The organism is Salinispora fenicalii (assembly GCF_000514815.1).
Classification (GTDB): Bacteria; Actinomycetota; Actinomycetes; order Mycobacteriales; family Micromonosporaceae; genus Micromonospora; species Micromonospora fenicalii.
Genome location: NZ_KI911471.1, coordinates 84,043 through 110,603, shown reverse-complemented (window position 1 = coordinate 110,603; position 26,561 = coordinate 84,043). Strand labels below are relative to the sequence as shown.

21 protein-coding genes are annotated in these 26,561 nt (G+C 71.0%); 17 read left to right on the top strand and 4 right to left on the bottom strand.

The genetic code is table 11. From position 1 onward, the window contains the following. Positions 1-19: 19 nt before the first annotated feature. Positions 20-1,939, bottom strand: a complete 1,920-nt coding sequence (locus B116_RS0118295; RefSeq protein ID WP_018722757.1) for a helix-turn-helix domain-containing protein — start codon at positions 1,937-1,939, stop codon at positions 20-22. A gap of 14 nt (positions 1,940-1,953) precedes the next feature. After that, entirely contained in the window at positions 1,954-2,736 is a 783-nt protein-coding gene (locus tag B116_RS0118290; protein ID WP_018722758.1) for a 3-hydroxybutyrate dehydrogenase, read from the bottom strand. 234 nt (positions 2,737-2,970) lie between these two features. Between B116_RS0118290 and ruvC the strand changes: the two genes are divergently transcribed. From ruvC to B116_RS0118250, 8 genes are all read left to right on the top strand, one after another. Next, positions 2,971-3,501 (top strand): crossover junction endodeoxyribonuclease RuvC, encoded by a 531-nt coding sequence (gene ruvC / locus B116_RS0118285; RefSeq protein ID WP_018722759.1) that lies wholly within the window; start codon positions 2,971-2,973, stop codon positions 3,499-3,501. After that, positions 3,498-4,100: a Holliday junction branch migration protein RuvA gene (ruvA, locus tag B116_RS0118280; protein WP_027660896.1), complete on the top strand. Its 603-nt coding sequence runs from the start codon at positions 3,498-3,500 to the stop codon at positions 4,098-4,100. Before ruvC ends, ruvA begins: the two co-directional genes overlap by 4 nt. 56 nt (positions 4,101-4,156) lie before the next feature. Further along, positions 4,157-5,221, top strand: coding sequence for a Holliday junction branch migration DNA helicase RuvB (gene ruvB, locus B116_RS0118275; RefSeq protein WP_027660895.1), 1,065 nt, complete (start codon positions 4,157-4,159; stop codon positions 5,219-5,221). A gap of 138 nt (positions 5,222-5,359) precedes the next feature. Further along, positions 5,360-5,695, top strand: a complete 336-nt coding sequence (yajC, locus tag B116_RS0118270; RefSeq protein WP_026321809.1) for a preprotein translocase subunit YajC — start codon at positions 5,360-5,362, stop codon at positions 5,693-5,695. 240 nt (positions 5,696-5,935) lie between these two features. Next, positions 5,936-7,870, top strand: a complete 1,935-nt coding sequence (gene secD / locus B116_RS0118265) for a protein translocase subunit SecD (RefSeq protein ID WP_033667725.1) — start codon at positions 5,936-5,938, stop codon at positions 7,868-7,870. A 1-nt stretch (position 7,871) separates the two neighbouring features. Further along, entirely contained in the window at positions 7,872-9,059 is a 1,188-nt protein-coding gene (gene secF, locus B116_RS0118260; RefSeq protein WP_027660893.1) for a protein translocase subunit SecF, read from the top strand. A gap of 90 nt (positions 9,060-9,149) precedes the next feature. Beyond that, positions 9,150-9,716: an adenine phosphoribosyltransferase gene (locus tag B116_RS0118255; protein WP_018722765.1), complete on the top strand. Its 567-nt coding sequence runs from the start codon at positions 9,150-9,152 to the stop codon at positions 9,714-9,716. A 338-nt stretch (positions 9,717-10,054) separates the two neighbouring features. Next, the gene (locus tag B116_RS0118250) at positions 10,055-12,514 is read left to right on the top strand and encodes a RelA/SpoT family protein (RefSeq protein WP_027660892.1); all 2,460 of its coding nucleotides are present in this window, start codon (positions 10,055-10,057) and stop codon (positions 12,512-12,514) included. A gap of 70 nt (positions 12,515-12,584) precedes the next feature. Here the strand turns inward: B116_RS0118250 and B116_RS0118245 are convergent, their stop codons facing one another. Next, on the bottom strand, positions 12,585-13,436 hold the full coding sequence (locus B116_RS0118245) for a peptidylprolyl isomerase (protein ID WP_033665500.1): 852 nt from the start codon (positions 13,434-13,436) through the stop codon (positions 12,585-12,587). 22 nt (positions 13,437-13,458) lie between these two features. Then, complete coding sequence (locus tag B116_RS0118240; protein WP_018722768.1) at positions 13,459-14,376, bottom strand: peptidylprolyl isomerase; 918 nt, start codon at positions 14,374-14,376, stop codon at positions 13,459-13,461. A 240-nt stretch (positions 14,377-14,616) separates the two neighbouring features. Between B116_RS0118240 and B116_RS0118235 the strand changes: the two genes are divergently transcribed. From B116_RS0118235 to B116_RS0118195, 9 genes are all read left to right on the top strand, one after another. Continuing rightward, positions 14,617-15,333, top strand: a complete 717-nt coding sequence (locus B116_RS0118235; RefSeq protein WP_018722769.1) for an MBL fold metallo-hydrolase — start codon at positions 14,617-14,619, stop codon at positions 15,331-15,333. Between the two features lie 55 nt (positions 15,334-15,388). Continuing rightward, complete coding sequence (gene hisS / locus B116_RS0118230) at positions 15,389-16,717, top strand: histidine--tRNA ligase (RefSeq protein ID WP_018722770.1); 1,329 nt, start codon at positions 15,389-15,391, stop codon at positions 16,715-16,717. A gap of 147 nt (positions 16,718-16,864) precedes the next feature. Beyond that, the gene (locus B116_RS0118225; RefSeq protein WP_027660891.1) at positions 16,865-17,800 is read left to right on the top strand and encodes an acyl-ACP desaturase; all 936 of its coding nucleotides are present in this window, start codon (positions 16,865-16,867) and stop codon (positions 17,798-17,800) included. Between the two features lie 229 nt (positions 17,801-18,029). Next, entirely contained in the window at positions 18,030-19,853 is a 1,824-nt protein-coding gene (gene aspS, locus B116_RS0118220) for an aspartate--tRNA ligase (RefSeq protein ID WP_027660890.1), read from the top strand. Between the two features lie 179 nt (positions 19,854-20,032). Continuing rightward, complete coding sequence (locus B116_RS0118215; protein WP_027660889.1) at positions 20,033-20,629, top strand: ArsR/SmtB family transcription factor; 597 nt, start codon at positions 20,033-20,035, stop codon at positions 20,627-20,629. Next, positions 20,629-22,002 (top strand): MFS transporter, encoded by a 1,374-nt coding sequence (locus B116_RS0118210; protein ID WP_027660888.1) that lies wholly within the window; start codon positions 20,629-20,631, stop codon positions 22,000-22,002. The genes B116_RS0118215 and B116_RS0118210 overlap by 1 nt, the downstream gene beginning before the upstream one ends. 121 nt (positions 22,003-22,123) lie before the next feature. Then, the gene (locus B116_RS0118205) at positions 22,124-23,632 is read left to right on the top strand and encodes a replication-associated recombination protein A (protein WP_026321812.1); all 1,509 of its coding nucleotides are present in this window, start codon (positions 22,124-22,126) and stop codon (positions 23,630-23,632) included. Positions 23,633-25,203: 1,571 nt separating this feature from the next. Beyond that, positions 25,204-25,929 carry a hypothetical protein gene (locus tag B116_RS0118200; RefSeq protein WP_050591887.1) on the top strand — a complete coding sequence of 242 codons (726 nt, stop codon included), beginning with the start codon at positions 25,204-25,206 and terminating at the stop codon, positions 25,927-25,929. A 153-nt stretch (positions 25,930-26,082) separates the two neighbouring features. Next, positions 26,083-26,544: a DUF948 domain-containing protein gene (locus B116_RS0118195; RefSeq protein WP_027660886.1), complete on the top strand. Its 462-nt coding sequence runs from the start codon at positions 26,083-26,085 to the stop codon at positions 26,542-26,544. Positions 26,545-26,561: the final 17 nt, after the last annotated feature.

Here is a 26,561-nt window from a genome sequence, read left to right as displayed (position 1 = left end):
AGCCTCAACTGGGGCGGGCTCAACCGGGCGGGTGGCGGAGTCGGTGTAGCCGGAGTGCGAGCTGCACCTCGAGCACGCGCTCCGGCTGCTGCCAGTCAACGCCGAGGAGATGGCCGACCCGCTCCAGCCGTTGGGTGACCGTGTTGACGTGCACATGTAGCTGCTCCGCGGCGCGGGTCAGGCTGCTCCCCACCCCGAAGTACGCCTCCAGGGTCCGTACCAGGGCGGTGCCCCGGCGGGCATCGTAGTCGATCACTGGCCCCACGGTGGCTGCCAGGAACCGGGAGACATCACGGTCGCCGCCGATATCGACCGCGCCCAGCAGCAGGCCGACGAAGCCCAACTCGTCCGCACTGGCGCCCTGCCCGGCCCGGCCGAGCGCGCCGAGTGCGGTCAGACAGCGCTCCGCCTCGCGGAACGCCGCTGCCAGCGAGGTCGGACCGGTGGCGGGACCCGCGCCGCCGGCGGTGACCCGTCGACCGGTCAGTCGGGACAGGTCCCGCGTCACCGCGCGGGCAGCGCCGCCGGCGTCCGAGCCGGGCAGCATCAGCACCACCTTCCCGTCCCGGGCCGCAGCCAGCCCGCCGCGGGTGCAGGCGTAGGTGGTGGCCCAGGAGAGGGTCCGTTGCCGGGCCGAGTCCGTCGCGGCGATTGCGCCGTCGTGCACACAGACCAGCACCTGCGCGGTGTCCACGTCCACGTCGAGTCGGCGGGCCCGGTCGCGGAGCGCGTCAGTGTCGCGCGGCGGGTCGGCGATCAGGTCGTCGAGGAGTTCACCGCGGACCCGCCCCTCCGCCTCGGCGACCGTCCGTCGAAACAACAGCAGCAGCGCGGTGACCAGAGCGGCCCGCTCCAGGATTTGCTGGTCGGCGTCGACCAACTCGTCGTCCGGGCGAAGCACCAACGCCCCCAGGTTCTCGGCGCCGGCGACCACGGCGGCGTACCAGAGTGGGCCGCGACGCACGCTGCGCCCCGAGGCCCGGGACGCGGCCACCGCGGCCACGATCTCCGCCCGCCTCGGTTCGTCGATCTCGCCGACCCGGGCCAGGAGCCGCCCCTCGGCGTCCAGGGCCAGGAGCGCTCCGCCCAGCACCTCCGGTACGGCGGCGGCGACCTCCTCCACTCCGCCGCCCCGGAGCACCAGCGCGGTCATCCGGTCGTGTGCCGCCGCCGCGCGCTCCACTGACGCGCTGTGTGCCCCGATGGTGGTGTTGGCCGTCGACAGCTCCGCCAACGCGGAGCGGGTCTCGGTGAGCAGCCGAGCGGTGTCGATCGCGACGGCGGCGTGCGCGGCCAGCGACGCCAGCAGGGCCACCTCCTCCCGGGCGAACGGGCGTGCCGAGCGGTTGGCCGCGTAGAGCACGCCGATCGAGATCGAGCCCAGCCGCAGCGGCACGCCGAGGATCGCCACCAGGCCCTCCTCACCGACGCCGGCGTCGATCTCGCGGGTGTGGTGGAACCGGTCGTCCGCCGGATAGTTCGCGGTGACGTAGGGGGCACCGGACTGGGCGACCAGGCCACCGAGGCCGGCGCCCATCGGTAGCCGCAGCCGTTGGAATCGAGCCGACACTGAGCCATCGGTGACCCGCATGTAGGTGTCGCCGCGCGTGTCGTCGTTGAGCGTCATGTACGCGACATCGGCGTCGAGTAGGTTCCGGGCCCGGCGCGCGATCGCCCGCAGCACGTCGTCCAGGTCGCGGAGCCCGGCCAGGTCGCTGACGGTGTCGTACAGCCCGGAGAGTTCACTTTCCCGGCGTCGCCGTCGTTCCAGCAGCGCCCGTACCCGCAACGCGACCGTCTTGGCCCGTTCCAGCTCGGCCAGCCGCTCCGGAGGTGCTCCGGTGGTGCGCGCGGCCACCAGCGGGCCTTCAAACTCCACCGCCGCGGCTTCGCGGGCGAGCAGTTCCAGGAACTCCACCGGCGAGGACATGACGGTCATTGTGCGCCGGTGCCCTAGTTCGCCGTCCACCCCCCATCGAGGGCGATGGACGCGCCGGTGATGAATGCCGCCGGTGGTGAGCAGAGGTACGCCACCAACTCGGCGACCTCCTCCGGTTCGAGCAGCCGCTTGATGGCCGCCCGGCCCAGCATGATCTTCTCGACGACCTCGGATTCCGGGATGCCGTGGCTGGCGGCCTGGTCGGCGATCTGGCGCTGCACCAGCGCGGTGCGTACGTACGCCGGGTTGACGCAGTTGGCGGTCACGCCGTGCGCGGCCCCCTCCAATGCGACTACCTTGGACAGACCCTCCAACGCGTGTTTCGCCGAGACGTACGCCGCCTTGTACGGCGAGGCGCGCAGCCCGTGCACGGAGGAGATGTTGACGATGCGCCCCCAGCCTTCGGCGTACATGTGCGGCAGGGCCCGGCGGATGACCAGGAACGGGGCTTCCACCATCACCCGGTGCAGGTATTCGAACCGTTCCACGGCGAACTCCGGGATCGGGGCGACGTGTTGGAGCCCGGCGTTGTTGACGACGATGTCGACCTTGGTATCGAGGCGGTTGACCGTCTCCGGGTCCGCCAGGTCGGCGCCGACGGCCCGACCACCCACTTCGGCGGCGACCGTCCGGGCGGCGGCGGTGTCCCGGTCCACCACCACCACGGTGGCGCCGGCGGCGCCGAGTCGTCGCGCGCATGTCCGCCCGATGCCGCTACCGCCCCCGGTGACCAGGGCGGTTCGGCCGGTGAGATCGACCTGTACGACGTGGGGGGTCGTCCTCGGATCTGCCGTCATGGCGCATGAAACTACGACCTGTACGGCCAGGCGCACATGGGGTAGCGGCACATACTCACCGCCGGTGCTGTGTGGTCGCAGTCGACATCGGGCGAATCCCGGCGGTGCCGGCACTGGCGTCGCGCTCGGTGCCGTTACTGCCGTCGGGCTCCGGCGTGTCCCGCCGGTTACGGCTCCGACGATCTCGATAGGGTGTCGAACACACGTACTGCTGTGGGTTGGGGAGGAGGCGGCGTGCGCGTGCTCGGCGTTGACCCGGGGCTGACCCGGTGTGGGGTCGGCGTGGTCGAGGGCGTGCCGGGGCGCCCCTGCACGTTGGTGGCGTACCACGTCGTCCAGACCGATCCCGATGACGAGTTGCCGCTGCGCCTGCTGACCCTGGACCGCTCGCTCACCGCCCTGGTGGCCGAGCACCAGCCGGACAGCGTGGCCGTCGAGCGGGTGTTCAGCCAACACAATGTCCGCACGGTGATGGGCACGGCGCAGGCCAGCGGGGTCGCCGTTCTCGCCGGGGCGCGGGCGGGCCTGCCGGTGCAGACCTACACTCCGAGCGAGGTGAAGGCGGCGGTGACCGGCTCCGGTCAGGCCGACAAGGCCCAGATGACCGCGATGGTGACGCGGCTGCTGCGGCTCTCCGCCCCGCCCCGCCCGGCGGACGCCGCCGACGCCCTGGCTCTGGCCATCTGCCACGTGTGGCGCGGTGGCACCCGCTCGAAGTTGGCGACCGCCGCCGACCGGGCCCGACGACGAGGAGGAGGCCGATGATCGCCAGTGTCCGGGGTGTGGTGACCGCGATCGGTCCCGACCACGCCGTCGTGGAGGTCGGCGGGGTGGGCCTGGCGGTGCAGTGTGCGCCGGGCACGATCGCTGACCTGCGGGTGGGCCAGCCGGCCCGCCTCGCCACCAGCCTGGTCGTCCGGGAGGATTCGCTGACCCTCTACGGGTTCGCCGATGACGACGCCAAGGCCCTGTTCGAGCTCTTGCAGACCGCCAGCGGGGTCGGCCCCCGACTGGCCCAGGCCGTCCTCGCGGTGCACGCGCCGGAGGCGGTCCGGGCGGCCATCGCCAACGCCGACATCGGTGCGTTGACCCGGGTGCCGGGGATCGGCAAGAAGGGCGCCGAGCGGCTTGTGCTGGAGCTGCGGGACCGGATCGGTCCCGCCCCGGTCGGTGCCGACGCCGCGGCCGGCGTCACGACCGGCAATTGGCCGGAGCAAGTGCGTCAGGCCCTGGTCGGGCTCGGCTGGACGGCGGCGCAGGCGGATCAGGCGGTCACCGCGGTGGCGGAGACGGTGGACGGGGAGGTGCCCCCGGTGCCGGTCCTGCTCCGGCAGGCGATTCGGCTGTTGGGCCGGACCCGATGACGGGTGGGCGGAGTGCGTCGGTCGACACCATCCGGGTCACGGGGTGAGGAGTCGGGATGACGGGTGACAATCTGGTCTCGGCGTATGTGAGCGACGCCGAGCGGGACGCGGAAGCCAGCGTCCGGCCGCGTCGGCTGGCCGAGTTCATCGCACAGGAGCGGGTCCGGGACCAGCTCGACTTGCTGCTCCAGGGCGCGCTACGTCGCGGCAGCCCTCCCGATCACATCCTCCTGTCGGGTCCGCCGGGGTTGGGTAAGACCAGCCTGGCCAATATCGTCGCCGCCGAGTTGGGCACCAGCATCCGGGTGACCAGCGGCCCGGCGATCGAGCGTTCCGGTGACCTGGCGGCCATTCTGACCAGTCTCGGCGAGGGGGACGTGCTCTTCATCGACGAGGTTCATCGGATCGCCCGGCCGGCGGAGGAACTGCTCTACAGCGCGATGGAGGACTTCCGGGTTGACGTGGTGGTGGGCAAGGGGCCCGGCGCGACCGCCATCCCGCTGGACGTGGAGCCGTTCACCCTGGTCGGGGCGACCACCCGCGCTGGGCTGCTCACCGGCCCGATGCGGGACCGGTTCGGCTTCGTCGCACACCTGGACTTCTACTCCCCGGCCGACTTGGAGACACTGCTGAACCGCTCGGCCCGGATCCTCGGCGTGCCGATCACCGCCGACGGTGCGGCCGAGATCTCCGGCCGTGCGCGGGGTACCCCCCGGATCGCGAACCGGCTGTTGCGCCGGGTGCGTGACTTCGCCGAGGTCCGGGCCGACGGTGTGGTCACCCGGGAGACCGCGCAGGCGGCACTCACCGTGTACGACGTGGACGCGTTGGGGCTGGACCGGCTGGACCGAGCGGTGCTCACCGCGCTCGTGGATCTGTTCCGGGGTGGTCCGGTCGGCCTGTCCACGTTGGCGGTGGCGGTGGGGGAGCAGCCGGACACCGTGGAGGAGGTTTGTGAGCCGTTCCTGGTGCGGGCTGGTCTTCTCGCCCGAACGCCGCGCGGTCGGGTCGCTACCGAGGCGGCCTGGCGCCACCTGGGCCGTACACCACCGAATGGTACATTTGGCCTGGATACTCCTCCCGCGCGTGACCTGTTCTCGGTGGAGCCTGATCAGCCGTGATGCGAACGTGATCTGTGCCGCATTCGGTGTTCCCAGGTGAAGCGACTAGACTCGCCGCGGTCTGTACAGATGTAAGAAATCGCCTTCGCCCCGGTGCCCTCGTGCCGGTATGGGGGCCAATGGGAAGGTTTTACCACCGTGCTTTTGGCACAAGAAAACTCCGCCAGCAACTTCACTCCCATCCTCATGATCGTCCTGCTCTTCGGAGTCATGTACTTCATGATGATCCGTCCGCAGCAGAAGCGGCGTCGGGAAGCGGCGAGCATGCAGTCCTCGCTGGGGCACGGTGACGAGGTCGTCACCATCGGCGGGCTGTATGGCACCGTCACCGGTGTGGACGACGAGACGGTACTGCTGGAGGTCGCCCCCGGTGTGGAGACCCGCTACGCCCGTCCCGCGATCGCGCGGGTCGTGACCAAGGCGGAGCAGCCCGCGGAGGCGGCGGCCGACGACGCGGACGCAATCAAGGAGTGACACCCCGTCCGTCATTCCGGCGGGCCGGGCAGTGCATGAGTTGGACGAAAATTTGACAATCGGGTCGATACGCCACCCGCGGTAGGTGCAGGGTGTGGTGGCGTTCCGCGCCGGTGCCGGTGCGCCGTTGCGGTGACCCCCACATAGCTTCGGCCGGCTTGTCCGGCCGACAGCCGCCGCTGGCGTGGCGGCGTGACCCAACAGGGAGACAGGACAGCCGTGGCACCACCTCAAAAACAGATGCGCCCCGGGCGGCAGCTTGCCGTGCTTGGGGCCATCTTCGTGGTCCTCTATCTTCTGGTCTTCTTCGGCGGCGGCGCGAGCGGTAGCTGGCAGGACCGGCTTGAGCCCAAGCTCGGTCTCGACCTGGTCGGCGGCACCCGGCTGACGCTGGAGGCGACCAACACCGTCGACGGCCAGGCACCGACCGCGGAGAACCTGGAGGAGGCCCGGCAGATCATCGAGAGCCGGGTCAACGCCTTCGGGGTCGCTGAGGCCGAGGTCGTTACCGAGGGCGACCGGAACATCGTGATCTCCCTTCCCGGCGAGAACCGGGACCTGACCGAGGTCGGCAGCGCCGCGGAGTTGCGCTTCCGGAAGGTGCTTCAGGTAACCGACGGTAGTGGTGCGGCGGCGAACCCGGCGCCGAGTCCGACCGGCACCCCCTCCGCCACGCCGTCTGGCTCCGCTGCGCCGTCTGGCTCTGCCACGCCGTCTGGCTCTGCCACGCCGTCCGCGACCGGCAGCGCTTCGCCCACCCCGTCGAGCAGCGTCCAGGTCACTGCGTCGCCGACCGGAGGTGAGGGCGGTGGTGCTGCGGCGCCGAGCGAGACCCCCACGGCCTCGCCCAGCGCGTCCTCCTCGCCCAGCGCGGCACCGGCGGCGAGCGACAGCGCCACCCCGGTGCCGGCCAGCATCGAGGAGCAGCGCAGGGCGGTCGAGCAGAAGGTCGGTGCGGCTGCCTGGGAGGCCGCGAACGGGCTCCAGTCGCCCAACGACCTGGCCGCCGACCCGTCGCTGGTCGAGAAGCTTAAGCCGTTCGCATCGCTGACCGACCGTGAGATCGCGGTGCTGCCGGCCCAGATGCAGTTCAACGTCCCACAAATCACCTGTGCCCAGCTTGACGCCCGCCCGCCGGCGTCGATCTCCGCCGTCGACCAACAGGCCGTCGCCTGCGAGTTCGGCAGCATCAAGTACCTGCTCGACCAGGCCAAGGTCGTCGGCACCGACATCAACGACGCCAACGCCGTGCTCGACCAGACCAGCCAGTGGGTGGTCAGCCTGGACTTCACCAGCGACGGGCAGGAGAAGTGGACCGCGCTGACCGGCGAGGCGTTCCGGAACGAGGAGGCTGCCTGCGACCCGAGCGCGCTCGGAGACAGCGGCAACTGCCGGGTCGCCGTCGTGCTGGACAACCAGATCGTCTCCTCGCCGGAGATCCTGGGCGTGCTGACCAGTAACTCGCAGATCACCGGCAACTTCACCCAGCAGGACGCCAGTGACTTGGCGAGCACGCTGCGCTACGGCGCGCTGCCGGTGACTTTCGAGCCGCAGGCGCAGCAGAACGTCACCGCGACCCTGGGCGCCAGCCACCTGCGGGCTGGCCTGCTCGCGGCCGGTATCGGCATGCTGCTGGTGATCATCTACTCGTTCTTCTACTACCGGCTGCTCGGCTCCGTGATCTTCCTGAGCCTGGTCCTCTCCGCGCTGCTCGTCTTCGGCGCGTTGGTGGTCCTCGGCCGGCAGATCGGGTTCACCCTCACCCTCGCCGGGATCGCCGGCATGATCGTCTCGCTCGGTGTGGCGGCGGACTCCTTCGTCATCTACTTCGAGCGGCTCAAGGACGAGATCCGGGAAGGACGCAGCCCCCGCAGCGCGGTGTCCCGGGCGTGGATCCGCGCCCGTCGGACGATCATCTCCGCCAACGCGATCACCCTGATGTCCGCGGTGGTGCTCTACGCCGTCTCGGTCGGCGTGGTCAAGGGCTTCGCCTTCGCGTTGGGCCTCGCCACGGTCCTCGACCTGGTGGTGGTCTTCCTCTTCCGACACCCGATCATGACGATGTTCGCCCGCACTCGGGCGTTCCTGTCCCCGCGGGTCAGCGGCCTCGGCCGGGCGTTGCCGGCCCGGGAGAAGCCGGCCCAGTCCCGCAACCCGCGCGCGAAGGAGGTCTGAGATGGCCGGTGCTGGTCTCGCGAGTCGCCTCTACCGTGGTGAGGCCGGTCTCGACATTGTCGGCCGTCGCAAGGTGTGGTTCAGCGTCGCCGGGGCGCTGGCCCTGATCTCGGTGCTGAGCTTCGCGTTCCTCCGGTTCGACCTCGGCATCGAGTTCGCTGGCGGTAACTCGATCCAGGTGCCCGCCAGCGTCGGCACCCTGGAGCAGGCCGAGGAGGCGGTCGACGCCGCGCTGGCCGCTGAGGGCGGCGGCGCGGAGGTGGTGACCGCGCAGAAGGTCGGCGGCACCGGTGACGACTTCTACGAGATGCGTACCTCGCAGCTCAGCGCGGAGCAGGCCAACGCGGTCAAGGCGGCGGTAGCCCAGGATTTCGGCCTCCCGGTCAGCGACGTCGGCGGCGAACAGGTCAGCCAGGCGTGGGGTAGCCAGGTCACCGAGCGGGCGGTGCTCGGCCTGGTGATCTTCCTCGTGCTGGTGATGGTCTACCTGGTGCTGCGCTTCGAGTGGCGGATGGCGGTCGGTGCGGTCAGCTCCCTGCTGATGAACCTGGTTCTCAGCGCCGGTATCTACTCGCTGGTCGGCTTCGAGGTGACCCCGTCGACCGTGATCGGCTTCCTCACCATCCTGGGCTTCGCGCTCTACGACGTGGTGGTGGTCTTCGACAAGGTTCAGGAGAACACCCGCGGCATCACCGCGAACAACAACCAGACGTACGGCGAGGCGGCCAACCTGGCGATCAACCAGAGCCTGATGCGGTCGCTGAACACCTCGATCGTGGCCCTGCTCCCGGTCGGCGGCCTGCTCTTCATCGGTGCCGGCCTCTTCGGCGCGGGCACCCTGAAGGACCTCGGCCTGGTGCTCTTCGTCGGTATGGCGGTGGCGTTCTTCTCCTCGATCACCCTGGCCACCCCGCTGCTGGTGCTGCTGAAGAACCAGGAACCGCGGATCCAGGCGCACAACAAGCGGGTGCTGGCCCGGCGGGCCGCGCTGGAGCGCGGCGAGGGTTCGGCGAAGAGCGCGCCGCGACCGACGGAGAGCGCCGACGAGCAGATCGAACCGGAGACGCCGGCCCTCGCGGTCGCGGCGGCCCCGAAGGTAGGGGCACGGCCGGCAGGCAAGCGGCCGGCCGGTGCGCGCAGTGGGCGCACCGGCGGTGGCGGCAACCGTCCGGGTGGCAAGCGGCGCTGACGCGCCAGTGGAACGGAACACGACGGCGTCCTTCCGGCTGCGCGAGCGGCCTGAAGGACGCCGTCGTCGGAACAAGGGAGCGGAGCTGTCGTGACAAAGACCCACACCACCGGGGTACGGGGGGACAGCGGCCGGGAGATGGCCGAACTGGTGGCCAGCCGGGTGCTCGACGTACCGGACTTCCCGAAGCCCGGGGTCATGTTCAAGGACCTGATGCCGCTCTTCGCCGACGGGGACACCTTTCGCGAGATCATTGACGGCATCGTGCGCCACCACGGGCGGGACTCGTTCGACACCGTCGTCGGGATCGAGGCCCGCGGGTTCGTGGTCGCGGCAGCGATCGCGTACGCCGCCGGCGTCGGGGTGGTGCCGGTGCGCAAGGCGGGCAAGCTGCCCCGGGTGGCCTACTCGGCGTCGTACGCGCTGGAATACGGTGAGGCCACCCTGGAGGTGCACCAGGACGCGTTCACGGCCGGGCACCGGGTGCTGGTGGTGGACGACGTACTCGCCACGGGCGGCACCGCCGAGGCGACCCTCGACCTGGTTGAGCGGGCCGGCGGTACGGTGGCGGGCTTCACCGTGCTGCTGGAGTTGGGCTTCCTGGGCGGTCGCGAGCGGCTGGCGCCACGTCCGGTTCACGCCCTGTTGACCGTTTGATCGTCCGCTCGGGCGGAGGGCCCCGCGCGGCCCGGGTCGGGGAGACGGCGGCATACCCTGAGTGCGGGTAGCATTGCCTTTTGCTGACCGGGCGCGTGAAATCGTCCGGTGGCGAGGGACCTGGCGGCCCGGAGGCCGGCGGGGACATGCCGGCCCAGTGTGGCCGGTCGAGTCGACAACGCCGGCTCTGTGGCCGGTTGAGTCGACAACGCCGGCTCTGTGGCCGGCTGAGTCGACAACGCCGGCCCGGTGCGGCCGGTTGAATTCGGCGTCGGCCGCTTGGCCGGCGCGTCCGGCGAGCGGTGAGGAGGCCGGTGTCTCACGATGTCGCCCCTCCGGTGGAGGACACGGTGCACGCGACAGGCGACGGCTCGGTGACCGACCGCAGTGGTAGCTCCCGATCCGGGGCAGGTCCCGGCAGTGGCGCCGGAGCGACCGACGCCCTCCGCGTCAGCCCGGACGCAGGGAGCGAGGAGGCGGTCGTTCCGAGTCGGGGCGATCTGACGCCCGAGACCGTTCCCGGCGGCGGATTCGCGCTCTCCAACGCGCCGACCGGGCGCCGGGTGCGAGCCCGGCTGGCCCGGTTCAACGCGCCTTGGCAGTCCTCGCAGGTTAGCGAGGTGCTGGAACCGCTGATCTCAAGTCACCGGGAGAATCACCCGAAGGCCGACGCGCGGCTGTTGCAACGTGCTTTCGACACGGCGGCCCGCTGGCACTCTGGCCAGTACCGTAAATCCGGCGACCCCTACATCACCCATCCGCTCGCAGTGGCCACCATTCTGGCCAATCTGGGCATGGACACCACCACGCTGGTCGCGGCACTGCTGCACGACACGATCGAGGACACCGAGTACACGCTCGACCAGATGCGGGCCGACTTCGGTGGCGAGGTGGCACTACTGGTTGACGGGGTGACCAAGCTCGACAAGGTCAAGCTGGGTGACGCGGCGAAGGCGGAGACGATCCGCAAGATGGTCGTGGCCATGGCGAAGGATCCACGGGTCCTGGTGATCAAGCTGGCCGACCGGCTCCACAACATGCGTACCCTGATCTTCCTGCCCCGGCCAAAGCAGGAGCAGAAGGCCAAGGAGACGCTGGAGATCTTGGCTCCCCTGGCACATCGCCTGGGTATGAACACGATCAAGTGGGAGCTGGAGGATCTGGCCTTCGGTACCCTCTTCCCGAAGCGGTACGAGGAGATCAACCGACTGATCGGGGAACACCAGCCGCAGCGGGAGGCGCTGCTGCGGCAGGTGACCAGGAAAGTCGGCACCGACCTGAAATCGGCCAAGATCAGGGCGGAGGTGACCGGTCGGCCGAAGCACCTGTACTCGATCTACCAGAAGATGATCGTGCGGGGGCGGGACTTCAACGACATCTACGACCTGGTGGGTGTGCGGATCCTGGTCGACACGGTGCGGGACTGTTACGCGGCGTTGGGTGTGATTCACGCCAACTGGCAGCCGGTGCCGGGCCGGTTCAAGGACTACATCGCGATGCCGAAGTTCAACATGTACCAGTCGTTGCATACGACGGTGATCGGCCCCACCGGCAAGCCGGTGGAGATGCAGATCCGCACGTACGCGATGCACCGTACCGCCGAGTTCGGTATCGCCGCGCACTGGAAGTACAAGGAACACAAGGGCACCCAGATCGTGGGCCCGCCGGCGCACATCGATGAGATGACCTGGCTGCGGCAGCTGTTGGACTGGCAGCGGGAGGCCGCCGACCCGAGCGAGTTCCTGGACGCCCTGCGCTTCGACCTGTCCAGCCAAGAGGTGTACGTCTTCACTCCGAAGGGTGACGTCTTTCCGTTGCCGACGGGGTCGACGCCAGTGGACTTCGCGTACGCGGTGCACACCGAGGTGGGGCACAAGTGCATCGGGGCGCGGGTCAACGGCAAGTTGGTGCCGTTGGAGTCGACGCTCGCCAACGGCGACGTGATCGAGATCTTCACCTCGAAGTCGGAGACGGCCGGCCCGACCCAGGACTGGCTGGGGTTCGTCAAGAGCCCGCGGGCGCGTACGAAGATCCGGCAGTACTTCAACAAGGAGCGGCGCGAGGAGGCGATCGAGGCCGGCAAGGACGCGATCGTCAAGGCGATGCGCAAGCAGGGCATGCCGCTGCAGCGGATGCTCAGCTCCGACAACTTGATGGCGATCGCCCGGGATCTGCACCTGGCCGATGTCGCCTCGCTCTACGCGGCGGTCGGTGACAGTCACGTCTCCGCCCAGTCGGTGGTGCAGAAGCTGATGGCCTCCTACGGCGGTGAGGAGGGCGCGGTCGAGGACATCGCCGAGACCGCGGTGGCCACTCGCCCGCCGCGGAGCCGGGCCAGCAGCAACGACCCGGGTGTCGTTGTCCGGGGTGTCAGCGATGTGTGGATCAAGTTGGCCCGTTGCTGCACTCCGGTCCCGCCGGATTCGGTGTTCGGGTTTGTCACCCGCTCCGGCGGGGTGAGCGTGCACCGGGACGACTGCGCCAACGCCGAGGACCTCAAGGCGCAGGGGGAGCGGGTCGTGGAGGTGGGCTGGAAGCTCACCAGCGCGTCGACCTTCCTGGTCGCCATCCAGGTCGAGGCGCTCGACCGGCACAAGTTGCTCACCGACGTGACCCTGGTGCTCTCCGACGAGCGGGTCAACATCCTCTCGGCGACCGTGACGACCACGCGGGACCGGGTGGCGGTGAGCCGGTTCAGCTTCGAGATGGCCGACCCCAAGCATCTGGGGCACCTGTTGGCCGCGGTGCGGAAGGTCGATGGCGTTTTTGACGCCTACCGGGTCACCTCCGGCTCCTGACTGACCCGTCGGGATACCTGAGCGCCCCCGGCAGGAGCCGGGGGCGCGTGGCGGTCTTTCACTGGGGCGGTCAGCCCTGGGGCGCGCTCATTGTGAGGTCAGTGATGGTGACCTCCTTCTTTGGGTGTCCGCCGCCGGCCATCTGCGCGTAGGCAGCGTCGTCGCCGGCCGCCGCGACCTCCTTGACGATGTCCAGCCCACCGGTGACGGTGCCGAGGACGGTGTAGTTCGGGTCGAGCGGCGAGTCGCCGTAGACGATGAAGAACTGGCTGCCGGTGCTTCCGGGGGCGCCGGAGTTGGCCATCGCGATAACGCCCTCCGGGTACGGGGGCCGCTTGTCCGTGGGCAGGTTCTCCTCGGCCAGCCGGTAGCTCGGACCGCCGGTGCCATCGGTTTCCCGCCAGCCGTCGCCGGTCGCGCTCGGGTCACCGCACTGGAGCACCTTGATCCCTTCGGTGACGAGGCGGTGGCACTTGGTGTTGTCGAAGAAGTTCTGCTCGGCCAGGTGGGTGAAGCTGGCGCTGGTGCACGGCGTCTGGGACCGGTCGACCTTGGCCGTGATCTGCCCGAGGTTCGTGTCGATGGTGAGGGTCTGGGTGCCGGTGTTCGGCTGCTGGTTGCTCGGCAGGCCGACGTCCTTGATCTGTGGGGTCCGCTGGTCGGCGGGGACCTCGGTGAAGGCGCAATCGCCGGCACCGGCGGTGATGGTCGAGTCGGTCGCCGAGTCGTCGCCGAGGCTCGACACCAGCCAGACAGTGCCGGCGACCACCAGGAGGAGCGCCGCGCCCGCCCCGACGATCGCCTGGGTCTGTCGACGCCGACGAGCCCGGGCGGTCCGTTCGGCCATCTCCTTCTCGAGCCGAGCGCGGGCCGCCGCGCGTTGCCGCTCACTGGTGGACGTCACGCCTGGGTCCTCCTGCATGATGGGGTTTGGCTGGGATCGGTCAGCCGGCGCTCGAGTCGACCGCCGGGGTGGCCGACGTGGTGACGGTCGGCGTCGCCGCCGGCTCGGTGACCGTCAGGCTCTGGATGACCACGTCGTCGTCCTTCGGCTTGACCTTCGCCCCGCCTTCATTCTCCACGGTCGGTAGCGCACCGATCTTCTCGACCGTATCCAGGCCACCGGTGACACGGCCAATGACCGTGTACGCCGGGTCGGCGGTGGTGAAGTCCTTGAAGAAGATCAGGAACTGGCTTCCGTTGCCGCTGGGCCTGTTGCCGACCATCGCGACCGTGCCCTTCGGGTAGGTCGCAGGCTGGTCGGGCGTGGGGCTGGCCGACGCGTCTGCCGGGCTCGCCGATGCCTCCGCCGGGCTTGCCGGGGCGTCCGCCGGGGTGGGAACGTTCTCGTCGTAGAAGGAGTAGGCGGGCCCGCCCAGTCCGGTGCCGCTCGGGTCGCCGCAGCGCACTGCGCCCTCGGTGGTGATTTCGTGGCACTTCGTGTTGTCGTAGAAGGAGTTCGCCGCCAGGTGAGAAATGCTCGCGACGGCGCAGGGGGTGGCGGCGGTGTCCAGCTCGGCGGTGATCGGGGCGCCCTGGTTCGTGACGACAGTCATCGTCCGAACCCCCTCGGTCGGTAGCCCGGTGGTGGCCGGGGTGCCGACGTCGGTCAGGTTGGTGTTGGCGCTGGCGTCCTCCGGGGTCCAGAAGCAGATCTCCTGGGCCGTGGTGTCCTCGACCGGCTCCCGATCGAAGGCGCCCAGTGCCCAGGCGGAGCCGGCCACGATCAGGGCGAGGACGACTGCGACGCCCACCCCGGCTTGGACCTGCCGTCGGCGGCGGGCCCGAGTGGCCCGCCGGGCCAGCTGTCGGTCGAGTTTTGCCCGCGCCAGTTTGCGCTGCCGATCCCTGCTGGAGGCCACCCGCGCTCCCCTTCCTCTACCCTGGTTCCGTGACGGGGCGGCCCGACCGTTGGTCAGGTGTGCCATGCCACACGCCCGCCAGAGTGTACGGCCAGTGGCGGGGATTGTCGTATACGAGGTGGCGCGGTGCTGACTCGCGGACATCGCTGCACCCGCGACCGGGCTGCACCGCGCGAGATCGGTTGCTTCGGCGACTAGGCTCAGCAGACGACCTGACACTTTGAGGGAAGGGGAGCCGTCGTGCTCGTGGCCGGTTTTCCCGCGGACGCCTTCGGCACCAACTGCTATGTGGTCGCGACGGCGCCGGGGGAGCAGTGTGTGGTGGTCGATCCCGGCATCGGGGTGCTCGACCGACTTGACGCCCTGCTGGCCGAGCACCGGCTGCATCCGGCCGCCGTCCTGTTGACCCACGGCCACCTCGACCACACCTTCTCCGTCGCGCCGGTCTGCGGTGCGCGTGGGGTCACCGCGTACGTTCACCCGGCCGACCGGGAACTCCTCGCCGACCCGGCGAAGGGGCTCTCCGCCGACCTGGCCGGGCTCTTCGGCGGCCGGCTGCCGTACACCGAGCCGGAGGACGTCGCTGAACTGGCCGACGGCGGCACCCTCGACCTCGCCGGGCTGGAGATCACCGTTGACCACGCGCCGGGCCATACCGGCGGGTCGGTGCTCTTCCGGTTGCCCGGCGCGGGCTCCCGCTGGGAGGCGGACGAGCTCTGCCTCTCCGGTGACGTGCTCTTCGCCGGCTCGATCGGCCGTACCGACCTGCCGGGCGGCAGCCATCCGACGATGCTCGCCAGCTTGCGGAGCAAGATCCTCCCGCTGGCGGACGACACGGTCGTGCTGCCCGGCCACGGTCCCACCACGACGATTGGCCGGGAACGCGCCGCCAACCCGTACCTCCTCGAGGTGGCGGGCGAGCCGGCGCGACCGGCGGCCCCTGCCCGCGGCCTGTAGCCGCCGCATCCTCTTTCCCCCGCGTGGACCGCGCGGGGTTCGCGAACGGAGCACCATGAGTAAGCCCACGCCGATCTCCGGCTTCCCGGAGTGGACGCCCGCCCAGCGGATGATCGAGCAGCACGTCCTGGAGCGGATCCGGGACACCTTCGAGCGGTACGGGTTCGCCCCACTGGAGACCCGCGCGGTCGAGCCGCTCGACCAGTTGTTGCGCAAGGGGGAGACCTCCAAGGAGGTCTACCTGCTCCGGCGGCTGCAGGCCGACCCCGACGGACCGGCCGGCGACGACGCTCTTGGCCTGCACTTCGACCTGACCGTGCCGTTCGCCCGGTACGTGCTGGAGAACGCCGGCAAGCTCCAGTTCCCGTTCCGCCGCTACCAGATCCAGAAGGTGTGGCGGGGCGAGCGACCGCAGGAGGGCCGCTACCGGGAGTTCCTGCAGGCGGACATCGACATCGTTGACCGGGACACGTTGGCGCCGCACCACGAGGCCGAGATGCCGCTGGTGATCGGGGACGCGCTGCGGTCGCTGCCGATTCCGCCGGTGCGGATCCAGGTCAACAACCGCAAGATCTGCGAAGGCTTCTACCGGGGGGTGGGGATCAGCGACCCGGAGGCGGCGCTGCGTGCGGTCGACAAGCTGGACAAGATCGGCCCGGCCCGGGTGGCCGATCTCCTGACCGCCACGGCCGGGGCGACCGAGGCGCAGGCGAAGGCCGTGCTGGCGCTGGCGGAGATCTCGGCGCCGGATGCGTCGTTCGCCGACGCGGTGAACGCGCTCGGGGTCAGTCACCCGCTGCTCGACGAGGGTCTCGCGGAGCTGGTCCAGGTGATGCAGACCGCCGCCGAGCACGCGCCCGGCCTCTGCGTCGCCGACCTGCGCATCGCCCGCGGCCTGGACTACTACACCGGGACCGTCTACGAGACGCAGCTGATCGGGTACGAGCGGCTCGGCTCGATCTGCTCCGGCGGCCGGTACGACAACCTGGCCAGCGCCGGTGCCGTGGCGTTCCCGGGAGTGGGCATCTCGATCGGCGTGACCCGGCTGCTCGGCCTGCTCTTCGGTGCCGGGGCGTTGACCATTTCCCGCCCGGTCCCCACCTGCGTGGTGGTGGCGGTGACCAGCGAGGCGCAGCGGGCGGTGAGCAACCGGGTCGCCGAGGCGCTGCGGGCCCGGGGTATCTGCACCGAGGTCGCGCCGAGTGCGGCGAAGTTCGGCAAGCAGATTCGCTACGCCGAGCGGCGGGGTATCCCGTACGTGTGGTTCCCCGGCACGGACGAGGGAGCGGACGAGGTCAAGGACATCCGTACCGGTGCGCAGGTGTCGGCGCGGGCCGAGGTGTGGCAGCCACCCGCGGCGGACCTGCGGCCGGTGGTGAGCTGAGCTCACGCGACCGCCGGCCCTCGTTCGGCCCGGGGTGGGTGTTTCGGCAGGAAGGCGCTGTTCCGGGGCGCGCCCTGGGACGCTACTGGCGCGTACCGACGATCGGACCTACGGTGGCGTAAGTTACGCCACCGTAGGGAGAACCGCATGAGCGTCCTCAGTCAGACCGCCCTCCTGCACGAGCTGGAAGTCGTCGTGGAGAAGAACCTCGACCGGCACCTGTCGATCGCGAAGGAGTGGTTCCCGCACGAGTACGTGCCCTGGAGTGAGGGGCGGACCTTCGACGGTCCGCTCGGCGGACAGGCGTGGACGCCGGCCGACTCAGAGCTGCCCGAGGTCGCCCGTACCGCGTTGATCGTCAACCTGCTCACCGAGGACAACCTGCCCTCGTACCACCACCAGATCGCCACGCTCTTTGGTCGGGACGGGGCGTGGGGGACCTGGGTGCACCGGTGGACGGCCGAGGAGGCGCGGCACGGCATCGCGATCCGGGACTATCTGACGGTGACCCGGGCGGTCGACCCGGTGGCCCTGGAGCGGGCCCGGATGACGCACATGTCGGCCGGCTACCACAACGCACACGACGAGGAGATGCTGCACTCGCTCGCGTACGTGTCGTTCCAGGAGTTGGCGACCCGGGTCGCGCACCGCAACACCGGCCGAGCCACCGGCGATCCGCGCTGCGAGGCGATGCTGGCCCGAATCGCCACCGACGAGAACCTGCACATGCTCTTCTACCGAAACCTGCTCGCTGCCTCCTTCGAGCTGGCTCCCAGTCAGACGATGCGGGCGGTGGCCGACGTGCTGGCCGAGTTCCAGATGCCGGGCAACGGCATCGAGGGGTTCGCCCGGAAGTCCGTCGCGATCGCCCTGGCCGGCATCTACGACCTGCGCCAGCACCGGGACGAGGTGGTGCTGCCGGTGCTGCGGCAGTGGGACATCTTCGAGGTGTCGGGCCTGAACACGGACGGCGAGGCGGCCCGGGACCAGATCGCGGCCCACCTCGACGGCCTAGAGCTCGCCGCGTCCCGATTCGAGGAGAAGCGCGACGCCCGTCGCGCCCGGCAGGCCGCCCGGGGCTGACGGCCCCAGGGCACGCCATCGCCGGGTCCGGCGCCCGACACCCACCCGGGTTTGGCGCGTGGCGGGCTCTCCTTCCGCGTACCCGGCAAACGGCGGTGCGGTAGCCCTGACAGAATGCCGGGGCAGAGACATTCTGCCCCGGAACTGGCTGGAAATGAGGATGCGGCCCCGGGGCGGCCCGGCGATGCTGCTGGGCAGACTCATTCCGCAGACGAGGGAGACGCACGTCGTGATCCGTACCCATGACGCCGGAAGCCTGCGCGCGACGGACGCCGGCACCACGGTGACGCTCACCGGCTGGGTGGCCCGCCGGCGCGACCACGGCGGTGTCATCTTTGTGGACCTGCGGGATGGTTCCGGGGTGGCCCAGGTCGTCCTCCGCGAGGAGGACGCCCACGTGCTCCGCAACGAATACTGCGTTCGGGTAACCGGCGAGGTGACCCGTCGTCCCGAAGGCAACGAGAACCCGGAACTGGCCACCGGCGAGGTCGAGGTGACGGCGGAGGAGCTGGAGGTGCTCTCCGAGGCGGCGCCCCTGCCGCTGCCGGTGGATGACCAGGTCGAGGCCGGTGACGATGTCCGGCTGCGCTACCGGTATCTGGATCTGCGCCGCAGCGGGCCGGCCAGCGCCCTGCGGCTGCGCTCCGCGGCTAACCAGATCGCCCGTACGGTGCTGCACGAGCGGGACTTCCTGGAGATCGAGACCCCGACGTTGACCCGCTCGACGCCGGAGGGGGCTCGGGACTTCCTGGTGCCGGTCCGGCTGCAGCCCGGCACCTGGTACGCGCTGCCCCAGTCGCCGCAGTTGTTCAAGCAGCTGCTCATGGTGGGCGGGATGGAGCGGTACTACCAGATCGCCCGCTGCTACCGGGACGAGGACTTCCGCGCCGACCGGCAGCCGGAGTTCACCCAGCTGGACATCGAGATGTCCTTCGTCACCGAGGACGACGTGATCGACCTCGGCGAGGCGATCGTGTCCCGACTGTGGCGGGAACTGGCCGGCCACCAGATCACTCGGCCGATCCCGCGGATCACCTGGCACGAGGCCATGGCCCGGTACGGTTCGGACAAGCCGGACCTGCGCTACGGCGTGGAGTTGACCGAGCTGACCGACTACCTGCGCGGTACCCGATTCCGGGTCTTCGCCGGCGCGATCGAGGCGGGCGGCTACGTCGGTGCGGTCGTGATGCCCGGCGGTGCGGCGCAGTCCCGCAAGGAGCTGGACGGCTGGCAGGACTGGGCCAAGGCGCGGGGTGCGAAGGGCCTGGCGTACGTGGTGCTCGACGCCGAGACGGGTGAGGCACGGGGTCCGGTCGCCAAGAACCTCTCCACCGAGCACCTGGCGGGTCTGGCCGACGCGGTCGGCGCGAAGCCCGGCGACGCGATCTTCTTCGCCGCCGGCGCGGAGAGCCGGGCGGCTCAGGAGTTGCTTGGCGCGGCCCGGGTGGAGATCGCCCGCCGGGCGAACCTGATTGACGAGAGCGCCTGGGCGTTCTGCTGGGTGGTTGACGCGCCGATGTTCGAGCGGGTCACCGACCGCGAGGAGGGCGGAGAGAGCGGCTGGACCGCGGTGCATCATCCGTTCACCGCGCCGAACGCCGAGTGGGTGGACCGCTTCGAGGAGGCGCCGGACCGGGCGCTGGCGTACGCGTACGACATTGTCTGCAACGGAAACGAGATCGGCGGCGGCTCGATCCGTATCCACCGCGAGGGCGTGCAGCAGCGGGTCTTCGACCTGCTCGGTATCACCCCCGAGCAGGCGCAGGACAAGTTCGGCTTCCTGCTGGAGGCCTTCAAGTACGGCGCTCCGCCGCACGGCGGGATCGCCTTTGGTTGGGACCGGGTCTGCATGCTGCTCGCCGGCGCCGACTCGATCCGTGAGGTCATCGCCTTCCCGAAGACCCGTGGCGGGTTCGACCCGTTGACCGCGGCGCCGACCCCGATCACCGCGGCGCAGCGCCTGGAGGCGGGCGTGGACGCCCGGCCGAAGCCCGAGGCGCGGGCGCAGGCCGGCACCGCCGGTCCGGCTGCTCCGGTGGCCGACCCCACCTGACCGCCCCTCGTTGGCCATTCCAGTGGCGGCTCGGCTTTGCCGGGCCGCCGCTGTCGTGTTCGGTGCCGGGTCGAGCTGGGTGGCGTGGGGCAGTCGAACCTGAAGTCGTTGCACAAATTTTATGCATAATTCTTGTGCAGAGGTTGTGCATAGAAACTATGCAAAGATAGTGTGCAAGCATGACTGATGACCGGGAACGGGCCGGGCCGACGCCCCGCGCGGTGCATATCGACCACCGGCAGGTGCGGGTGCTGGCGCACCCCCTGCGGATTCGGCTCCTCGGGGCGCTGCGGGCGCAGGGCTCGGCGACCGCCACCATGCTGGCCGAACTGCTTGACACCAACACCGGTGCCACCAGCTACCACCTGCGTCAGCTCGCCGACGTGGGGCTGGTCGCCGAGGACCCCGACCGGGGCGCCGGTCGGCAGCGTTGGTGGCGGGCCGCGCACGAGGTCAGCGACTTCGAGCCCACCGACTTCGACGACGACCCGGATGCCCGCGCCGCCATGGAGTGGATCCAGGGCCACCAGGTGCGCCTGCTGACCGAGCATGCGCAGCGGTGGTACGAGGCACAGAGCCAGTGGTCGTCGGAGTGGCGGGACGCCTTCGGGATGGGTGACGCCTTCCTGACCCTCCCGGTGGACCGGCTGAAGGCGCTCAACGACGAACTCTGGCAGGTCCTGGAGCGCTACCGAGAAGCGGCCGACCCGCCGGAGCCCGGCGCCGAGCAGGTCCAGGTCTACCTCGCCGCCTACCCGCTACCGAAGGAGGCGTGATGGCCACCCTCTCGATCCAACAGGTCCGCAACCGCTTTCTCATCCTGGTCAGCCTGCGCTGGCTGCCGGTCGGCCTGCTGGTCCCGGTCTTCGTCCTGCTGATGCAGGAGCGGGGCCTCACCCTCGCCGAGATCGGCATGGCCTTCGCGGCCCAGGGTGTCCTCGTCCTCGCGCTCGAGTTGCCGACCGCCGGGCTCGCCGACGCCGTGGGGCGCCGGCCGGTGCTGGTGCTCGCCGCGGTGGTCAACCTCGCCTCCGTGGCGCTCTTCGTCGTGGCCGACTCGTTCGCCCTCCTGGTAGTGGTGTGGGCGTTGCAGGGGGTCTATCGGGCGCTGGACAGCGGCCCGCTCGAATCCTGGTTCGTGGACAGCACCCTCGCCGCCGACCCCGATGCCGAGTACGAGCGGGGCCTGAGCCAGGGCGGGACGGCCATCGGCATCGCCATGGCGGCCGGTGCTCTGCTCAGTGGCGGGCTGGTCGCGTTCGGCCCGGTCGGCCCGTTCAGCGCGTTGACCATGCCGATCGTGGCCATCGTGGTGCTGCAGATCGTCGGGCTGGTGGCCCTGCTCGCGCTGATGCGCGAGCGTCGTACCACCTCCGGGTCGTCGGCGTTGCGCGAGTCGATCGCGGAGGCCCCCCGGATGATCGGCCAGGCGATGGGGCTGCTGCGCCGCTCCCGCGTGCTGCTCGCCCTGCTCTCGGTCGAGCTCTTCTGGGGCTTCGGCATGGTTACTTTTGAGGCTCTCCTGCCGGTCCGGCTCGCCGAGGTGCTCGGCGACTCCGAACGAGCCGGGGCACTGCTCGGCCCGGCAACCATGGTGGCCTGGCTCGCGAATGCCGGCGGCGCGGCGGCGACCCCGCTGCTCACCCGGAGGCTGGGCGCCGCGCCCGCCGCGGCGCTGCTGCGGATCGCGCAGGGCATCACCGTGGTCGGGATGGCGCTGCTCGCCGGTCCGGTCGGCGTGCTGGTCGCCTTCGTCGTGTGCTACGTCGTGCACGGTGCCTCGAACCCGTTGCACATGGGGCTGGTGCACCGGCAGGTCGACGGGCCGTACCGAACCAGTGTGGTCTCCTTGAACTCGATGGTGGCCATGCCCGCCGGTGCCGCTGGAGGGATCCTGCTCGGCCTGGTCGCGGACCGGGCCGGCGTCAGCGTCGCGATGCTGATCGGCGCGGTCGTGCTCGCGATCGCCGCGCCGCTGTACCTGCCCGCCTGGCGGGCGAGCCGCGATGGTTCTCCCGCCCCGGTCGGTGCGCCGACGGCCGCCGCCTCGCCCGAGCCCTCGGCACCGGTCAGCGGGCAGCCCGGCGTGCCCCCGGCTCGCGATGGTGACCCGACCACCGGCGCCGGTGCGGGCGCGGCTCGGCGTTGATGACTGTGCCACCGGCCGCACCGCGCGGCCGGTGGCACAGGCCGGACCGCAAGGGACAGGTCAGCTCCGCCCGGCGGCGCTGATTCTGTTGACCCCAGCCGCGCCCGGTACTGTTCCCGTGATGGATCCCGACGCCCTCTTCTCCTTCGGCGAGCCCGCCGCCGCGGCGGTCGCGCCCGCGGGTACTGCCGGCATGGCTGGGTTCACGCCGGTCGGGGAGGATGCGCCGCTGGCCGTCCGGATGCGCCCGACCGGGCTCGACGAGCTGATCGGCCAGGACCACCTGCGTGCCCCCGGTGCACCGCTACACCAACTCGTCTCCGGGGCCGCACCGATGTCGGTGATCCTCTGGGGACCACCCGGCAGCGGGAAGACCACCATTGCGCACCTGGTTGCTGGGGCCACCGATCGTCGCTTCGTGGCGATGTCGGCGCTGAACGCCGGGGTGAAGGACGTCCGTGCCGTCATCGAGGCCGCCCGTCGGCAGCGTCGCACCGGTGGACCGCAGACCGTGCTCTTTATCGATGAGGTGCATCGGTTCAGTAAGACCCAACAGGATTCGCTCCTCGCCGCGGTCGAGGACCGTACCGTCACGCTGCTGGCGGCGACGACCGAGAACCCATACTTCTCCGTCATCTCGCCGCTGTTGTCTCGGTGTGTGCTCCTCACCCTGCAGCCGCTGGACGACGACGCGGTGCGCAGTCTGCTCCGTCGTGCGGTCGCCGACGGTCGCGGCCTGGGTGGCACGCCCGCTCTCGCCCCCGACGCCGAGGAGCATCTGGTTCGGCTCGCCGCCGGTGATGTCCGCAAGGCGCTCACCGCCCTGGAGGCCGCGGCCGCCTCCGCCACCGCGGTCGGCGCCAGCCGCATCGACCTGTCCACCGCCGAGCAGGCGGTGGACAGTGCCGCCGTCCGCTACGACCGCGACGGCGACAGCCACTACGACGTGACCAGCGCCTTCATCAAGAGCATGCGTGGCTCCGACGTGGACGCGGCGCTGCACTGGCTGGCCCGGATGCTGGTCGCCGGCGAGGACCCGCGGTTCATCGCCCGACGGATGGTCATCTTCGCGAGCGAGGACGTCGGCATGGCTGATCCGGGTGCGCTCGGCGTGGCCACCGCCGCCGCCCACGCGGTGGAGTACGTCGGCCTGCCGGAGGCCCAGCTCAACCTCGCCCAGGCGGTGATCCACCTGACCACGGCCCCGAAGTCGAACTCGGCGACCACCGCTATCGGGGCGGCCCTCGCCGATGTCCGGGCCGGCCGGGGCGGGGCGGTGCCGCGTGGACTACGGGACGCGCACTATTCCGGCGCCAAGGGGCTCGGCCATGGCACCGGCTACCGCTATCCCCACGACGACCGGCGGGGTGTGGTCAACCAGCAGTACGTGCCCGACGACCTCGTCGGCACCGACTACTACCAGCCCAGCCAGCACGGGGCCGAGCGAGCCGTCGCCGACCGGCTGCCGCTGCTGCGCCGGATCATTCGCCGGCCGGCGCCGGTGGCTGACCGTCGGCCGACGGCGGCGCCTTGCGGCATTGAGGCGGGCAACGGCCGCCAACCCGAAAGACCGGGTGACGACGCGGCGTACGAGGGTGGCGTGGACGCCACTGAGGAGGGGCAGCAGTGAGGTCGCGAGGGGCGGACCAGCCCGAGGAGAGCGCCGACCAGCGGCGCAAGGGGCGCCGCTGGGGGCGGGGGAAGGCCGAGGCCGCGGCCGGGGAGCCGGTCAGTGGCGAGGAGTTCGGCTGGATCGACGACCTGCGTACGGCCAAGGCACAGCGGGCGGAGCTGGGTCCGGAGGGCGGGCCCGGCCCGGCCACGCCGCCGCAGCGGTCCGGCGCCGACCTAGGGCCGAGCGGCGCTGGGGCGGTACCGCCCGTGCGGCGAGATGTGCCCGAGGCACCCCGTCCGCGTTCCGATGCTGACCGGCGGCCCGCTCCTTCTGGGCCTCCCACCCTTCCTGGGTCCGCGGCCCCTTCTGTGCCTCCCGCTCCTCCTGGCCCAGCGGCCCTGCGGGCCCATGGGCAGGGAGGCCCGCCTACCTCCGAGGTCGGCCAGGGTCGCCCGGCAGCGCCGGCCCGCCCTCCGGCCACCGCTGCACCCCACCCGGGCCGCGCTCCATCGGCCGGCCAGGGCGGACGACGTAGCGCCGGTGAGTCGATGGGCGTTCCGGGCACCCCGCCGGCGGTCCCCGGTCGGGCCGACGAGCCGACCGGTGGAATCCCGCCCGTCGCAGGTGGACACCGTGCGGCAGCTGAGGGCGGCAGGCCGCCCGGCCACCGTGCCGCCCCGCCACCCGGTGGCGCCGGCCGGCATGGCCGACGGGAGACGCCGGAGGAGGACACCGTGGTACCGCGGGGCCGCCCGTCCGCCCCCGAGGGCGGCCCGGGGCGGGCCACGCCCGTGGTGAACACCGACATCCCGGGCCCGCGAACCGACAGCGCCGACCCGGCCACCAGCGAGGGGCGGCGAGCTCGACCGAAGCGGCCCGCCGACTGGCTACGACAGGCCGGCCGTACGCCCCATCAGACCGATCCCACGCTGCGTTCCCTGAATCAACCGGCGGTCCCCCCAGGTTCGCCGGTAGCCCCGCGTAGCGTGCCGTCCGCCGACGGCCGAGTACCCACGGACGGTCCGCGTTCGGCACCCGAACCACCCCGGGACGGTCCCGCCGCCGGGCGAGCGCGGCCCGGACCCGCCGGCAGCCCGCGCGGCGCCCACTCCGCCAGTCCACACCCGGGGGAGGCTGGCCCCGCGCGGCCACACCCGCCCGCTGGACCGGCTGCCGAGCGGCCCCGCCCGTCCGCCGCCGCGAGCGGCGCTGTCGGTGAGCCGCCCCCGTCCGGCGCGGGCGTTGTCCGTCCGGGCCATCCAGATCAACCGCCGCCACGGGCCGCCGCCAGGCCGCCGTCGGGCACAGTCGCCCCGCGCCGGGCCGGCACACCAAGTCCATCTGTGGGCGGAGCTCCGGCCCCCGGCGTAGCCCGGCCCGGCGTTGACCCGGGCGTTCCACCCGGGATGGCGGCGCCGCCCGGCATCGGCCGGCCCGGCGAAGCGCCAGCCGGTCCGCGACCCGCGGCGGGGACGGCCCGGCCTATCGGCCCCCGTCCCAGCGTGGACGAGCGACCGTCGGGTCGCGCGCTGCCGCCACCTCGAGAGCCGGCCCGGGCCACGCCTCCGGGCGTCCCGCCTGCGTCGTTGGACACCGCGCCGGACGGGTCGTCGCATGGCTGGGCAGAACCACCGGGAGCCGACACCACGGCACCGGACAGGGCCGGCGGAGCCCGCTCGTACCTGCGCCGGCAACCGCAGCAACGGCTCCGGACCGGAGCCCTGGCGCTGGCCATCATCGTGCTGCTCGGTGTTGTCCCGGCCGTCTTCGGGCTGCAGACGCTGAACCGTGACCCGGTCTTCGACACCCTCGACCAGTTGGCGGTTCCTAGCTGGGCCGCGACCGAGACGGTTGACGATGTCAGTGGCAGTCCTTGGTGTCTGCTGGACTGTCGACTGCGCGAGCGCACCGTGGCGTCGGAACGTTCTCCGGAGGAGACTGCCCAGGCCTACGAGGCGTCGCTGCGCGGGGATGGCTGGCGGCCGTGGCAGGTCGACCGCTGCCCCGAGCAACCGGCGAAGGGCAGCTACACCTGCTGGCAGCGGGATGAGCTGACCCTCGATCTGTGGGTACGCGAGCCAGCCTGTGTGCCGCCACCGGTCGACGGTGAGCCGGCGCTCGTGCCGTCCCCGGATCCGTCGACCCAGGCGCAGGAGTGCACCGGCTCGTTGGTGTCAGTAAAGGTGCGAAACGCCATCGACGATGACCGTACGCGACCGCAGCCGAGCACCGACCCGTCGCTCACCGGGGAGGACCCCTTCCCGACCTTGTCCCAGGACCCGCTTGGTGAACTGACCCCCTCACCATCCTGAGGCGGTCTCCATCACGGACGGTAGGGTCTGGGCTGGCAGGCCCGCCTGCCCCCGGTCGACCAGCGGCCGGGGGCAGGCGGCACGGGCGTAGGGACGATGGTGGCTTGCTCGGAAACGTCCGGTGCCCGTTGATTCGGCTTGAGGAGGACAGGCGTGGACCTTGGTGAAGTCGCGGCGCTGATCGCGGCGATCGCGTTCGCGATGCTGGTGTTGATCCTGGTGTTGCCGATCCTGCGGCTGCGGCACACGGTTGACGCGGCCACCCGGATGATCAATGACGTCAATGACCGGACAGCGCCGCTGCTCAGTGAGGTCAATACCACGGTGAAGAACGTCAACACCGCGTTGGATCAGGTGCAGACTTCGTTGGACGGGGTGAACCTCCAGCTCGCCAAGGTCGATACCATGACCAACCACGCGCAGAACATCACCGCCAACGTCGCCAACCTTGCCACGATCGTCTCCGCTGCCGCTGCGAGCCCGCTGGTCAAAGTGGCTGCCTTCGGCTACGGCGTGCGCCGGGCCACGGCCGCCCGCCGGCATGCGGAGACCGAACGTGAGGTGCGGGACACCATCAAGCAGCAACAGCGAGGCCGCCGGCGCGGTCGCCGCTGAGCAGCGCCGGGTGCGCA